This is a genomic window from Rheinheimera maricola (genome assembly GCF_016918075.2).
GTDB classification, from domain to species: domain Bacteria; phylum Pseudomonadota; class Gammaproteobacteria; order Enterobacterales; family Alteromonadaceae; genus Alishewanella; species Alishewanella maricola_A.
Genome location: NZ_JAERPS020000005.1, coordinates 380,638 through 394,240, shown reverse-complemented (window position 1 = coordinate 394,240; position 13,603 = coordinate 380,638). Strand labels below are relative to the sequence as shown.

The following is a 13,603-nucleotide window of genomic DNA, read 5'->3' as shown; positions in this document are numbered from 1 at the left end:
GCCTTCCGGCGCTTTTTTTATATTTAATATTTACTTAGCCACGCGGCAGTACGATTTTTTTATCATTACTCTGGCGGAACAGTACCAGCGTTTTGCCAATAACCTGTACTTTATCCGCCTTGGTTTCACGAACAATGGCATCCATGATTAACACTTTTTGTTCCCGATCTTCCGTCGGTACTTTAATTTTAATCAACTCGTGGAAGTTTAATGCCACTTCTATTTCTGCTACTACGCCTTCTGTAAGGCCATTGCCACCAAGCAAAATAACAGGTTTAAGTTCATGTGCTTTAGCTTTTAAAAATTGTTTCTGTTTGTTGGTTAAACTCATAAAATGCTCATTTTTGCGGGTAGCGCTTGAATTTCCGCTATTGTAGCGCCATCTAACGCATAACACTAATCAAGAGTGACAGCATGACCAAGAAAAAGCGCTCTGCCAGCTCCACACGCTGGTTGAAAGAGCATTTCGATGATCAATTTGTACAAAAGGCGCAAAAGTTAGGCCTGCGTTCACGTGCGGCATTTAAACTGGAAGAGATTAACCAGCAAGACAAGCTGATTAGATCCGGTATGACAGTGGTGGATTTAGGCTCCGCGCCGGGAAGTTGGTCACAATTTTGTGTTGGGCTTGTTGGCGACAAAGGCACCATGATAGCCTGCGATATTCTGCCGATGGACCCGATTAACGGCGTGAGCTTTTTACAAGGTGACTTTCGTGATGAAGCAGTATTGGATGCACTACTGAGCCGGATTAACGGTCAGAACGTAGATGTAGTGTTGTCTGATATGGCGCCCAATATGAGTGGCAATGATACAACGGATCAGGCTAGATCAATTTACCTGGTCGAGTTAGCGTTGGATATGTGTCGCAAAGTATTGAAGCAAAATGGCAGTTTTGTGGTCAAAGTATTTCAGGGTGATGGCTTTGAGCAATTTTTAAAAGAAGTGCGTGCAGCCTTTACCACAGTAAAGATCCGTAAACCCGATTCGTCCCGTGCACGTTCGCGTGAGACATATATCGTAGCGACCGGCTTCAAAGTCTAGTAAAGTAGTCGGGTAATTATCTATTTATCGGTAAGAAGAGGTTATAACCTTGAGTGACATGGCAAAGAATTTGATTGTCTGGTTGTTAATAGCTGTAGTTTTAATGACAGTGTTTAATAGCTTTGGCCCCGGCAATACGGCTGACCAACAAACCAGTTACACTCAGTTTATCAATGAGGTAAATCAGGGCCAGATCCGTGAGGTGAAAGTCGAGCGTACTGGTGTGATTAATGGTGTTAAACGCAGCGGCGAACGCTTCGAAACCGTTATTCCTGGCGGCTATGATGAAAAGTTGCTGGATGACCTGATTAAAAACGATGTCAGAACTCTGGGTAGTAAGCCAGAAGAGAGTAGCTGGCTGGCAACTATTTTTATCTCCTGGTTCCCGATGCTTCTGTTAATTGGCGTATGGATATTTTTCATGCGGCAGATGCAAGGTGGCGGCGGAAAGGGCGCTATGTCATTTGGTAAAAGCAAAGCGCGCCTGATGGGAGAAGATCAGATAAAAACTACTTTCGCTGATGTTGCCGGTTGTGACGAGGCGAAAGAAGAAGTTAGCGAGTTGGTGGATTATTTACGCGACCCGTCACGCTTTCAAAAACTAGGTGGAAAAATCCCTAAAGGTATTTTAATGGTCGGCCCACCAGGCACAGGTAAAACCTTGTTGGCTAAAGCCATTGCCGGTGAAGCTAAAGTACCGTTTTTTACTATCTCCGGTTCAGACTTCGTCGAAATGTTCGTGGGGGTTGGTGCCTCCAGGGTGCGCGACATGTTCGAGCAAGCCAAAAAAGCAGCGCCTTGCATTATCTTCATCGATGAAATCGATGCCGTAGGTCGCCAACGTGGTGCCGGTTTAGGCGGTGGGCATGATGAACGCGAGCAAACACTAAACCAGATGTTAGTAGAAATGGACGGTTTTGATGGCAATGAGGGCGTTATTATTATTGCTGCCACAAACCGTCCGGATGTTCTAGACGCTGCGTTACTGCGGCCGGGCCGATTCGACCGTCAGGTGGTGGTGGGGCTTCCGGATGTGCGTGGTCGTGAGCAAATTCTTAAAGTGCACATGCGCAAAGTGCCATTGGCAGAGGGTGTTGAGGCATCAGTAATCGCTCGTGGTACACCTGGTTTCTCGGGTGCTGATTTAGCCAATTTGGTAAACGAAGCGGCGTTATTTGCTGCTCGAGGTAATCGCCGTGTAGTGAGCATGGATGAGTTTGAACGGGCGAAAGACAAAATTATGATGGGCGCAGAACGTCGCTCCATGGTGATGTCGGAAGCTGAGAAAGAAATGACCGCTTATCACGAGGCTGGTCACGCTATTGTCGGCTGTCTGGTACCTGAGCATGATCCAGTGCATAAAGTCACTATTATTCCTCGCGGCAGAGCGTTAGGCGTGACATTCTTTTTACCAGAAGCGGATGCTATTAGTGTCAGCCGGCGTAAACTGGAAAGTAAAGTATCTGTGGCATATGGCGGCCGCTTAGCTGAAGAGCTTATCTTTGGTTCAGACAATATTTCAACCGGTGCGTCACAAGACATTAAGTACGCCACTTCAATTGCTCGTAATATGGTTACCCAATGGGGCTTCTCAGACAAATTGGGGCCACTGTTGTATGCCGATGAAGAGGGTGAAGTGTTTCTTGGTCGTAGCATGGGCAAATCTAAACAAATGTCGGATGAAACCGCCGCTCTGATTGACACAGAAATTAAAACCATCATTGATCGCAACTACAGCAGAGCTAAAACTATGCTGGAAGAGAATATGGACATTCTGCATGCGATGAAAGATGCGTTGATGAAGTATGAAACCATCGATGCAAAGCAAATTGACGACTTAATGCAACGACGTGATGTGCGTCAGCCAGAAAACTGGGAGCCGCGCGATAAGCCAAGTTCCGATGACAAGCCAGATGCCAATGCAAGCAAAGATGACAATACCGCCTCAGAAAAACCATCTGAAGGCAATCTGCATTGATATGCTGTCGCTGATTACGCTTTAATCCAAGCCCCGGTTTTGCCGGGGTTTATTTTTACGGATAAGTGTTAACAAATTTAGGTATCGGAGCTTTTATGGTGTTGTCATTGCCGAACCAGCGCCAGCTGGATTTAAGTCGTCCTGTTGTGATGGGGATTTTAAATGTGACCCCTGATTCGTTTTCTGACGGCGGCCAGCATCAAAGCCTGGACGCGGCTTTATACCAGGCAGAAAAGATGCTGAACGAGGGCGCTGAAATCCTCGATATTGGTGGTGAATCAACCCGCCCAGGTGCGACTGCAGTGACCGAAAAAGAAGAGCTGTGTCGGGTTATCCCCATAATTACCGCTATACGGCAGCATTTTGATTGTGTGATATCAATCGATACCAGTAAAGCTGTGGTGATGTCAGCAGCGGTTCAGGCTGGCGCTGATATCATTAACGACGTTTGCGCATTGCAGCAGCCTGGTGCACTCGATGTTGCAGTAGCTGCCAATGTACCGGTGTGTCTGATGCACATGCAGGGGGCTCCCAGGGTAATGCAACATAATCCGCATTACCAGGATGTTATCTTTGAGGTTCGGCAGTTTCTATTGCATCGCGCGGCACAATGTCAGAGTGCGGGGATCGACAAGCAACATATTATCCTCGACCCGGGCTTTGGCTTTGGAAAAAGTTTAGCCCACAACTACGCTTTACTGCAGCAATTAGAGCAGCTCGTCGCCGAAGGCTACCCTATACTAGCGGGTATGTCGCGCAAGTCTATGATAGGTCAATTATTTAATAATGCGGCAAACGAGCGTTTGGCAGGTAGTCTGGCCTGCGCTACTATTGCGGCAATGAAAGGTGCACAGATTATCAGAGTGCATGATGTTAAAGAAACCGTGCAGGCAGTCAGGGTTGTGACAGCGATGCAGTATGGAGTTGAAGCATGAGCAGAAAATATTTTGGTACCGATGGCGTGCGTGGGCGGGTAGGTGACTTTCCGATAACGCCAGAATTTGCCATGAAACTGGGCTGGGCAGCCGGTCGGGTATTGTCACAGCGGGGCACACGTAAAGTTCTGATCGGTAAAGATACACGTATCTCAGGCTATCTACTGGAAACCGCACTGGAAGCGGGGCTAATTGCGGCGGGTATTGATGTGCGTTTGCTGGGGCCAATGCCAACCCCTGCGGTTGCTTATTTAACACGTACCTTTCGCGCTGAGGCAGGCATTGTGATTAGTGCTTCGCATAACCCTTACTATGATAACGGTATTAAGTTTTTCTCTGCTGATGGCACTAAGCTTCCTGATGAGGTTGAGCTGGCTATTGAGTATGAGCTGGAACAACCAATGGTATGTGAGAGTTCAGAAAAACTCGGTAAGGCACAGCGTATTGACGATGCTGCCGGCCGATATATTGAGTTTTGTAAAAGCCACCTGCCAAATCATTTGTCGCTAAGTGGTATGAAAATCGTTATCGATTGTGCTCATGGTGCTACCTATCATATTGCACCGGCGGTTTTCAAAGAACTGGGCGCAGAAGTAATTGTCATCGGCGCGAGCCCGGATGGCTTGAATATTAATGATCACTGTGGTGCCACTCATACCGAGCTTATGCAGCAAACGGTAATAGAACGTCAGGCAGATCTGGGTATTGCCTATGACGGTGATGGTGACCGGGTAATGATGGCTGACCACACTGGCCGTGTGATTGACGGCGACGAGATTGTATACATTATTGCCCGGGCAGCAAAAGCACAAAATAAGTTACAAGGCGGTGTTGTTGGCACCCAAATGAGTAACTTAGGCTTAGAACTTGCGTTGAAAAAGCTGGATATTCCCTTTGCCCGTAGCGCAGTCGGCGACCGTTATGTAATGGAAATGCTGCGAGAAAACAACTGGCGCATCGGCGGCGAAAATTCTGGCCACGTGCTTAACCTTGATTACACCTGTACCGGTGACGGAATTATCGCTTCGCTGCAGGTGTTGAATGCGATGATTGAAGCCAACATGACGTTGGCGGAGTTTAGCCAAGGTATGCACAAGCTGCCGCAGGTGCTGTTAAATGTTAAATTTGAGAAAGGCACCGCGCCGCTGGAAAAACAGCACGTTAAGCAAGTCATTGCTGATGTGGAAGCCGAGTTGAATGGCAGTGGCAGGGTGCTGATCCGCAAAAGCGGCACAGAGCCGCTGATCCGGGTCATGGTCGAAGGTGAACATGAACCGAGCGTGCGTCAATATGCAGAACGGATCGCCGCTGCGGTAAAAATCGCCAGTTGATTGTCCAAATACGCCACTTTTACTTGTTTGCATCGGCGTGGTTAGTTAATATCGCGCCGGACTTATAACAGGATATAGCCGCATGCAACGTACTCCCCTGATCGCCGCGAACTGGAAAATGAACGGTTCTGCCGCTCTGGTCGAGGAAATAACGCTGGCACTGGTATCAGTGCCAACAGAGGGGGCCGATGTGCTGGTGTGTCCACCTGCAACCTTACTCAGACAATTTCCTACGTCTGTTAATTTCGCGTTGGGGGCACAGAATCTTAACCAGGAAAAAAGCGGTGCTTATACCGGTGAGCTCAGTGCCGCGCTATTACTGGAAGCTGGCGCTAGCTACGTTATAGTGGGCCATTCTGAACGGCGTACTTTAAATGCTGAAACGGATATAGTGGTGGCGGCCAAGTTGACTGCCGCTGTAGAGGCAGGCTTAATACCTATCCTCTGTGTAGGTGAGACACAAGCACAGCGACAACAAGAAAAAACGCAGCAGGTTATTGCACGGCAACTTGATGCGGTGTATGCTTCGCAGCCCGAATTACTGGCGAAATCAGTGATCGCTTACGAGCCAATATGGGCCATAGGTACAGGTGAGTCAGCCTCACCGGAGCAAGCGCAACAAACGCATGCTTTTATCCGGCAACATCTGGCTCAATACGACGCGCAAGCGGCAGTAAAGGTGAAATTATTGTATGGCGGCAGTGTTAATGCAGACAATTGTGCTGCGTTATTTCTCCAAGCCGACATAGATGGTGCGCTGGTAGGTGGCGCTAGCCTGAAACCAGCAGAATTTGCGCAAATTTGCCTTGCAGTTACAAAAGGTGCAAAGGAATAAGCATGTACGAAATATTTATAGCAGTATATTTGTTAGTCGCCATGGCTTTAATCGGTTTGGTGTTAATTCAGCACGGTAAAGGTGCTGATATGGGTGCCGCTTTTGGTGCAGGAGCTTCAGCTACCGTGTTCGGCTCTTCCGGTACAGGCAATTTCCTTACCAAAACCACTACTATTTTAGCCACCATTTTCTTTGTTTTGAGTATAGTGCTGGGTAACTTCAGCGCAGGCCAAAGCAAGCAAGTAGATGAATGGCAAGATCTGTCAGTGCCGGTTACTGAACAGGTTGAACAGAAGAAAGACGACGCTAGCGATATCCCCGTCGGAAACTAAGTAAAGATTTTCTGCCGAGGTGGTGAAATTGGTAGACACGCTATCTTGAGGGGGTAGTGTCTTCGGACGTGCGGGTTCAAGTCCCGCTCTCGGCACCAAATATATCAACAGTTTGCCAAGGCAATGCTTGCGATAAACCAGTCAGCGCTATATAATAAGCGCCAATTACGGACGCGGGATGGAGCAGCCTGGTAGCTCGTCGGGCTCATAACCCGAAGGTCGTCGGTTCAAATCCGGCTCCCGCAACCAACTTCTTATGAAGTGATTAGAATTTCAACTAACATTGGCGATATGTTAGTTGATTGGATGCCCATTCGCCCCGCTAGTTCGGGGCGTTTTCGTATCTGCAGACTCAGTTTTACGCAGTATTGGGCTAAACGCCCTTTTTTTATTTGCTGCTGTTGCTACTTTTTAGGGTAACAATCCAAACAGAGCAGCTTTTCCGGAGGTCGTGTTGAACAAGCAAGAACAGAAACTGACAGAGCTATTGCTGCCAACAGTTGAAGCGGCAGGCTTTGAGTTGTTAGGGCTTGAACTAGTGCAGGCTGGTCGTCATTCAACTTTACGGCTATATATTGACCATGCTGACGGTGTCAATGTTGACAACTGCGCGCTGGTTAGTCGTGAAGTCAGTGCAATTTTGGACGTGGAAGATCCTATCACCAATGAATACCTGTTAGAGGTCTCTTCACCGGGTTTGGATCGTCCACTGTTTACACCAGCACATTATGCTGCAGTGGTGGGACAAAAAATTGAAGTAAAACTGGCCATTCCACAGGATGGCCGGCGCAAGTTTAAAGGCGTACTAACAGCTATTGAAGACGATATGTTGATAGTGGAAGTAGATGGCAAACCCTATCGTTTGCTGATGGATAACATAGACAAAGCAAACGTGGTACCGGTGTTTTAAGGTATCTGGGCAAAGCGAGGCAACAAACAATGGCAAAAGAAATATTATTAGTTGTTGATGCAGTTTCAAACGAAAAATCAGTGCCGCGGGAGAAGATTTTCCAGGCATTGGAGTTTGCGTTGGCTGCCGCCACTAAAAAGAAAAATGAAGGCGATATTGAGGTTCGCGTTAACATCGACCGCAAAACTGGCTCGTACGAAACGTTCCGTCGTTGGGAGATTATTCCTGATGACCAGGTGCAAGAGCATCCGTACCGCGAAATGACGTTGTCTGCCGCGCAATATGACGATGCGTCGGTGCAGGTAGGTGATTACTACGAAGAGCAAATTGATTCTATCGAATTTGATCGTATCACTACGCAAATGGCGAAACAGGTTATCGTACAAAAAGTACGTGAAGCAGAGCGCTCACAAGTTGTTGAAGCCTATATCGATCAAGTAGGTGAATTGGTTACTGGTGTCGTTAAAAAGGTAAACCGTGACAGCATCATCGTTGATTTGGGTAACAACGCAGAAGCAATGTTGGGCCGTGATGAAATGTTACCACGTGAAACCTATCGTCCAGGCGATCGCATTCGCGCACTGTTGTTCGAAGTAAAACCAGAGGCGCGTGGCGCCCAGCTATTTTTAAGTCGCTCACGTCCGGAAATGCTGCTTGAGCTATTCCGTATTGAAGTGCCGGAAATTGGCGAAGAGATGATCGAGTTGCGTGGAGCTGCACGTGATCCAGGTGCCAGAGCGAAGATATCGGTAAAAAGCAACGACCGTCGAATCGACCCTGTAGGTGCTTGTGTCGGTATGCGTGGTTCGCGTGTGCAAGCTGTATCTAACGAGCTGGCTGGCGAACGTGTTGACATCGTACTATATGACGATAACGACGCACAGTATGTTATCAATGCCATGGCGCCGGCAGAAGTGGCCTCTATCATCGTTGATGAAGACGCGCACTCGATGGATATTGCTGTTGAAGACTCCAATTTGGCAATGGCCATTGGCCGTAACGGCCAAAATGTGCGTTTGGCCAGTCAGTTAACCGGTTGGGAACTGAACGTAATGTCAGTTTCTGCCATGAAACAAAAACACCAGGAAGAAACCGCCAAGGTGCGGCAGGTGTTTGTTGATGCATTAGAAATTGACGAAGACTTCGCCGACGTACTGGTAGATGAAGGCTTTGCCACACTTGAAGAAATTGCTTATGTGCCGATCAGCGAGCTGTTAAGCATCGATGGTCTGGATGAAGCTATGGTGGAAGAACTGCGTAGCCGTGCTAAAGCGGTATTAACCACTCGTGCATTAGCCAGCGAAGAGTCGCTGGAAGATGCGCAGCCAAGTGAAGCGCTGTTAGCGCTGGAAGGATTAGATACCCACACTGCCTATGTATTGGCAAGTAAAGGGGTAACAACGTTAGACGACCTGGCAGAGCTGGGTGTCGATGATTTACTGGAAATTGTCACCATGTCGGAACAACAAGCCGCCGACCTGATCATGGCAGCCCGTAACATCGTTTGGTTTAGCGAAGAAAATAAGTAGTCAACGGAGGTAACAACACAAATGGCAGAAGTCACTATAGAAAAGCTAGCCAGTGATGTCGGTACTACTGTTGAACGGTTAGTGCAGCAATTCGCTGATGCCGGTATCAGTAAAGCAGCCGGTCAGGTAGTCAGCGAAGATGAAAAGAAATCTCTGCTAGAGCACTTAAGTGCCCAGCATGGTGGTAAAGCGGCAGAGCCTGCCCGTTTAACATTGCAGCGCAAAGAAAAGACTACGCTCAGTGTAGCGGGTGGCGCCGGGCGCAACCGTGAAATTCAGGTAGAAGTGCGTAAGCAAAAAACCTACGTGAAAAAACCGATTGTTGATGAGGCGATGTTAAAAGCGCAGGAAGAAGCGCGTCTGGCTGAAGAAAAAGCCAATGCCGAAGCCCAGCATGCGCGTGCTGAAGCGGAACGTAAGGCAAAAGAAATTGCAGCGGCTAAAGCGAAAGAAGAAGCTGAGCGTAAAGCGGCTGATGCTAAACGTCGTGAAGAGGCAAAACAGGCGCAATTGCTAAAAGACGATCCGGAAGAAGCTGCGCGTCGTGCTGCTAAAGAAGAAGCACGCAAAGAAGCCGATCGTATTCGTCAGCAACAAGAAGCTGAATCATTGCGTAAGCTGGAAGAAGAAGCTGCTAAGCAAGCTGAAGCTGCGCGTAAACTGGCAGAAGAAAACAGTGAACGTTGGGCGCAGGAAGAAAAAGCCAAGCCAGCTGATACAGACGACTACCACCTGACTAGTAATGAATTTGCCAAGCAGGCAGAAGACGAAGTGGACGCTAAAGAAGAGCGTGCAGGACGTCGCGGCGCCGCTAAAAAAGCACCAGCCGTTAAAGGCAAAAAGAAAGATGACGCCAATGACAAAGAGGCATTTAATCGCGCCAATCGTCATGTGAAGAAAAAGAAAACGCCAACCAGTATGCAGCACGGTTTTAATAAACCTGCTCAGCCGGTTGAACGTGAAGTAAAAATTGGTGAAACCATTACTGTTGCTGAGCTGGCTGCCAAAATGGCCGTGAAAGCATCAGAAGTGATTAAGGTTATGATGAAAATGGGCGCCATGGCGACCATTAACCAGGTTATTGATCAGGAAACTGCGGCCATTGTTTGTGAAGAAATGGGCCACAAAGTTACGCTGACCAAAGAAAATGAGCTGGAAGAAGCGGTAATGTCTGACCGCCAGGGTGAAGGTGAGTTGGAGTCTCGTGCGCCGGTTGTTACGGTCATGGGTCACGTTGACCATGGTAAAACCTCATTACTGGATTACATCCGCAAAGCTAAAGTCGCCGCAGGTGAAGCCGGTGGTATTACTCAGCATATCGGTGCATATCACGTTGAAACCGACCGCGGTATGGTTACTTTTCTTGATACACCAGGTCACGCTGCTTTTACCTCGATGCGTGCCCGTGGTGCCAAAGCTACTGACATCGTTATCCTGGTAGTAGCGGCTGATGATGGTGTAATGCCACAAACCAAAGAGGCGATTCAGCATGCGAAAGCTGCTGGTGTGCCGTTAGTGGTTGCAGTAAACAAGATGGATAAGCCAGAAGCTGACCCAGAGCGCGTGCGTAATGAGTTGTCTCAATACGATGTTATCTCGGAAGAGTGGGGCGGTGATGTACAGTTTGTGCCGGTATCTGCTAAGTCAGGTATGGGTATTGATGACTTACTCGAAGCCATCCTTAACCAAGCTGAGCTGCTGGAATTAAAGGCTGTTAAGCAAGGTTTGGCCCGTGGCGTAGTGATTGAATCACGTTTGGATAAAGGCCGTGGCCCGGTAGCGTCAATCCTGGTTCAGGAAGGTACGCTGCAACAGGGTGAAATCGTGTTGTGTGGTTTTGAATATGGCCGTGTACGGGCAATGCGCGACGAAAACGGTAAAGAAATTAAAACTGCCGGCCCGTCTATTCCGGTAGAAATCTTAGGCTTGTCCGGTGTACCTCAAGCCGGTGACGAAGTTACTGTAGTTAAAGACGAGCGTAAAGCACGTGAAGTAGCACTGTATCGTCAAGGCAAATTCCGTGACGTTAAATTAGCGCGTCAGCAGAAGTCTAAGTTGGAAAACATGTTTGCTAACATGACTGAAGGCGACGTGTCTGAGCTGAACATCGTACTGAAAGCAGACGTACAGGGCTCGGTTGAAGCCATCACCGAATCACTGATGAAACTGTCAACTGACGAAGTGAAAGTGAAGATTGTTGGCAGTGGCGTAGGTGGTATTACTGAAACCGACGTTACGCTGGCTGCTGCTTCATCAGCGATTGTTATCGGATTTAACGTACGTGCCGATGGCACAGCACGTAAGCTGGTAGAAGACGAAGGCCTGGACTTACGTTACTATGGCATCATTTATGAGCTGTTAGACGAAGTTCGTGCCGCGATGACCGGTATGTTAGCACCTGAATTTAAACAGCAGATCATTGGTCTGGCGCAGGTACGCGATGTATTCCGTTCACCTAAGTTCGGTGCCGTGGCCGGTTGTATGGTAACCGAGGGTGTGATCAAACGTAATGCTCCTATTCGTGTGCTGCGTGACAACGTGGTTATTTTCGAAGGCGAGCTGGAATCGCTACGTCGCTTTAAAGATGACGTAAGTGAAGTTCGTAACGGTTTCGAATGTGGTATCGGCGTGAAGAACTACAACGATGTGCGCGAAGGCGACCAGATCGAAGTGTTTGAAGTTATACAGGTTGAACGTACCCTGTAACTGGCACGCAATAAGAAAACAGGGGCCTTTGGCCCCTGTTTTGTCTGCAACGGGCAATGGAAATAGAGCTATGAAAGAATTCTCGCGGGTCGACAGATTGTCGCAGCAAATGAAAAAAGAAATGGCGGTGATCCTGCAACGCGAAATTAAAGATCCGCGTCTGCACAGCATGATCACCGTGTCTGATGTTGAGGTTTCACGCGATTTATCGCACGCCAAGGTGTTTGTTACCTTTTTAGGCCTGGCAGATGAAAAAGTAGAAGACAATCTGAAAATTTTGAATGATGCCTCCGGTTTTGTCCGCAGCCTTATAGGTAAACGTATTCAGGCGCGCATAGTGCCACATATCCGCTTTACCTTTGATGAGTCATTAAACGAAGGTATCCGCATGGCTACCCTGGTCAGCACTGCTCGGGCAGAAGATGATCGGCGTCGGTTGCAGTCGGGCCAGGCACTGGATGATGTGGCCGATGCTGCAGATAGCACAGATAGTACAGATAACAGCGACGAGCCGGCAAACTAATGGCCCGGAAAAATGCCCGTGCTGTTAACGGCATCTTATTGCTGGATAAACCGTTAGAAGTAAGCAGTAACGGTATCTTGCAGCGTGTACGCTGGCTTTATCAGGCACAAAAAGCTGGCCACACCGGTGCATTGGACCCGATGGCATCGGGTTTGCTACCAATCTGTTTTGGCGAAGCTACCAAGTTCAGTCAGTTCTTGTTAGATACCGACAAGACTTATTTGGTAACGGCGAATTTTGGTATCCGTACCAACACCAGTGATGTAGAAGGCGAAGTTATAAGCGAGAAGCCGGTGCAATTCAGTCAGGCCCAGCTTGAGCAAGCATTAGCTGCCTTTCGCGGCGATATATTACAAGTGCCGACCATGTTTTCGGCGCTGAAGTATCAAGGCCAGCCGTTATACCGTTATGCGCGTCAGGGTATCACCGTGCCGCGCGAAGCCAGACCAATTAGTATCTTTCGTTTTGAGGTGCTTAAGTTTGATGGTGCTACGGCAGACTTTATTGTGCATTGCAGTAAAGGCACTTACATCCGTACTCTGATAGACGATTTAGGCGAAGCTTTAGGTTGTGGTGCCCATGTAGGCGCACTACACCGCACTCAGGTTGGGCCTTTTACCGCAGAGCAAATGGTGACACCGGCGCAGTTGGATGGCTTGGCAGAACAATGCCATGGCGCCAATGACTTTGTGCAAATGGACGCCCTGTTACTGCCGCTGGATGCAGGCATCGTTAATATGCCTAAATTGCAGCTGACAGAGCAGGAGCAACACCGTTTGCAGCATGGCCAACATTGCCAGGTTACTACGGCAGATATTGCGGCGATTAAACTGCATGGCCCGGACGATACCTTCTTCGGTGTTGGTTTGGTCAACAACGGCGTACTAAGTTCGCGCCGGTTGCTGAATACAGCAGCTGCGCAGTAGCTGTATTCAGAAACGCCTTGTAAAAAGACAACAGAATGCTATCATACGCCGGATTTTTTGGGGTCTGCTGGATGAGTGATCGGCGATTCCCTTATTTAGTTCACTCACATTTGGAGTTAAATATGTCTTTAAGCGCTGCTGATAAAGCAAAAATTGTTGCCGACTTTGCTGTTAAGCAAGACGACACAGGTTCACCAGAAGTACAAGTAGCTTTGCTAACTGCTTCTATTAATCACCTGCAGGGCCACTTTGCCCAGCATAAGCATGATTTCCACTCACGTCGTGGTTTGCTGCGTATGGTTAGCCAGCGTCGTAAGTTACTGGATTACTTAAAAGGTAAAGACCAGAGCCGTTACGCAACACTGATTGAGCGTTTAGGCTTACGCCGTTAATTCGCATTCAGTAAAAAAGGGGCTTTAAGCCCCTTTTTTTATATATAAGATTAATTTTTATCCAAAGTTAACTATTGACTGAACTATCTTTGTGCTTTGGTTACAGAGTATACTACGCAACAATTAAACGACAAAAATGACATCGCAATCAGGCGATCAAGT

At 48.1% G+C, this 13,603-nt stretch carries 13 protein-coding genes and 2 tRNA genes; 14 read left to right on the top strand and 1 reads right to left on the bottom strand.

Annotated elements, in window-relative coordinates; genetic code table 11:
* Positions 1 to 34 precede the first annotated feature (34 nt).
* Positions 35 to 331, bottom strand: a complete 297-nt coding sequence (gene yhbY / locus I4W93_RS15305; protein WP_205312430.1) for a ribosome assembly RNA-binding protein YhbY — start codon at positions 329 to 331, stop codon at positions 35 to 37.
* 83 nt (positions 332 to 414) lie between these two features.
* Here yhbY and rlmE point away from each other — a divergent pair, with 83 nt between their 5' ends.
* From rlmE to rpsO, 14 genes are all read left to right on the top strand, one after another.
* Complete coding sequence (gene rlmE / locus I4W93_RS15300; protein ID WP_205312429.1) at positions 415 to 1,044, top strand: 23S rRNA (uridine(2552)-2'-O)-methyltransferase RlmE; 630 nt, start codon at positions 415 to 417, stop codon at positions 1,042 to 1,044.
* 58 nt (positions 1,045 to 1,102) lie between these two features.
* A complete protein-coding gene (ftsH, locus tag I4W93_RS15295) occupies positions 1,103 to 3,022 on the top strand; it encodes an ATP-dependent zinc metalloprotease FtsH (protein ID WP_205312428.1) in 1,920 nt (639 codons plus the stop codon).
* Between the two features lie 95 nt (positions 3,023 to 3,117).
* The gene (gene folP / locus I4W93_RS15290; protein WP_205312427.1) at positions 3,118 to 3,957 is read left to right on the top strand and encodes a dihydropteroate synthase; all 840 of its coding nucleotides are present in this window, start codon (positions 3,118 to 3,120) and stop codon (positions 3,955 to 3,957) included.
* The gene (gene glmM, locus I4W93_RS15285) at positions 3,954 to 5,288 is read left to right on the top strand and encodes a phosphoglucosamine mutase (RefSeq protein ID WP_205312426.1); all 1,335 of its coding nucleotides are present in this window, start codon (positions 3,954 to 3,956) and stop codon (positions 5,286 to 5,288) included. The genes folP and glmM overlap by 4 nt, the downstream gene beginning before the upstream one ends.
* Before the next feature lie 82 nt (positions 5,289 to 5,370).
* The gene (gene tpiA, locus I4W93_RS15280) at positions 5,371 to 6,123 is read left to right on the top strand and encodes a triose-phosphate isomerase (protein WP_205312425.1); all 753 of its coding nucleotides are present in this window, start codon (positions 5,371 to 5,373) and stop codon (positions 6,121 to 6,123) included.
* 2 nt (positions 6,124 to 6,125) lie between these two features.
* Positions 6,126 to 6,455, top strand: a complete 330-nt coding sequence (secG, locus tag I4W93_RS15275; protein WP_205312424.1) for a preprotein translocase subunit SecG — start codon at positions 6,126 to 6,128, stop codon at positions 6,453 to 6,455.
* 13 nt (positions 6,456 to 6,468) lie between these two features.
* Positions 6,469 to 6,553: transfer RNA gene (locus I4W93_RS15270), tRNA-Leu, on the top strand.
* A 74-nt stretch (positions 6,554 to 6,627) separates the two neighbouring features.
* Positions 6,628 to 6,704, top strand: a tRNA-Met gene (locus I4W93_RS15265).
* 205 nt (positions 6,705 to 6,909) lie between these two features.
* Entirely contained in the window at positions 6,910 to 7,365 is a 456-nt protein-coding gene (gene rimP, locus I4W93_RS15260; protein ID WP_205312423.1) for a ribosome maturation factor RimP, read from the top strand.
* A 29-nt stretch (positions 7,366 to 7,394) separates the two neighbouring features.
* A complete protein-coding gene (nusA, locus tag I4W93_RS15255) occupies positions 7,395 to 8,894 on the top strand; it encodes a transcription termination factor NusA (protein ID WP_205312422.1) in 1,500 nt (499 codons plus the stop codon).
* A 21-nt stretch (positions 8,895 to 8,915) separates the two neighbouring features.
* The gene (gene infB / locus I4W93_RS15250) at positions 8,916 to 11,600 is read left to right on the top strand and encodes a translation initiation factor IF-2 (protein ID WP_205312421.1); all 2,685 of its coding nucleotides are present in this window, start codon (positions 8,916 to 8,918) and stop codon (positions 11,598 to 11,600) included.
* Positions 11,601 to 11,670: 70 nt separating this feature from the next.
* Positions 11,671 to 12,123, top strand: a complete 453-nt coding sequence (gene rbfA, locus I4W93_RS15245) for a 30S ribosome-binding factor RbfA (RefSeq protein ID WP_205312420.1) — start codon at positions 11,671 to 11,673, stop codon at positions 12,121 to 12,123.
* A complete protein-coding gene (gene truB / locus I4W93_RS15240) occupies positions 12,123 to 13,049 on the top strand; it encodes a tRNA pseudouridine(55) synthase TruB (RefSeq protein ID WP_205312419.1) in 927 nt (308 codons plus the stop codon). The genes rbfA and truB overlap by 1 nt, the downstream gene beginning before the upstream one ends.
* 122 nt (positions 13,050 to 13,171) lie before the next feature.
* Positions 13,172 to 13,441 carry a 30S ribosomal protein S15 gene (gene rpsO, locus I4W93_RS15235; protein WP_173501911.1) on the top strand — a complete coding sequence of 90 codons (270 nt, stop codon included), beginning with the start codon at positions 13,172 to 13,174 and terminating at the stop codon, positions 13,439 to 13,441.
* Positions 13,442 to 13,603 lie beyond the last annotated feature (162 nt).